We start from the raw sequence: 625 nt of genomic DNA, 5'->3' as shown, positions 1-625 counted from the left end.
AATGAAATTTGTGTCGGTGTCTGTTTTGCGATGGGAAAAGAAATTTTATGCTGTGCGGGAAAAGGTCGCCATGAATAGCGACCGGAATAAACATTAAATCTGGAAGTCGATAGCCGGTTCGTTTTCTATCTCTTCGGAGAGCACCTGACGTTTGTTCTCCTCCAGCGAAAGGTTGGCATTACAGCGTTCGGAGCGTTGCCAGACGTCATTAAGCTGCAACTCACCGCGCTTCAGGCCGAGCCGCACCGTATTGGCATCGAACAGATGATGCGTCTCGATTTTTACCCGGTCTGCACCTTCTTGAATATCACACGCCTGATCGGCCGAATGCCCACACCAGGACCAGGTTCAACATAGGTTTTCACCACGTCAGAATCATGTGCGTTGGTTTGTTGTTATCGGGCGCCTGCAGCGGCTGATCCTGTTGGACGGCAACGGCCTGATTAACAGTGGTCGGATGTCTGGATATCCCCATCGTGCTCAATACCTCATCTGGTCGAGGAGTGCAGCGAAGTTCACTGCGGGATGGCGATTACATTGCGCATGTCAGATGACAGCGCCGTGACGGCTCAATGACGGGCGGATGAATTTGCTTTAGGGCAGGAGGCGTGCGGCGAAACAGCGG

1 pseudogene is annotated in these 625 nt (G+C 52.5%); it reads right to left on the bottom strand.

What is annotated here, in order from left to right:
• Nucleotides 1-93 precede the first annotated feature (93 nt).
• Nucleotides 94-386 (bottom strand): annotated as a pseudogene (cbl, locus tag K5Y30_RS24910) (HTH-type transcriptional regulator Cbl); the annotation flags it as partial.
• Between the last annotated feature and the right edge of the window lie 239 nt (nt 387-625).

The sequence above is a fragment of the Pantoea sp. DY-5 genome (genome assembly GCF_019795955.1).
In the GTDB taxonomy this organism is placed as follows: Bacteria; Pseudomonadota; Gammaproteobacteria; order Enterobacterales; family Enterobacteriaceae; genus Pantoea; species Pantoea leporis.
Note: the sequence above shows the minus strand (reverse complement) of the source record. Positions and strands in the feature narration are given on the sequence as shown.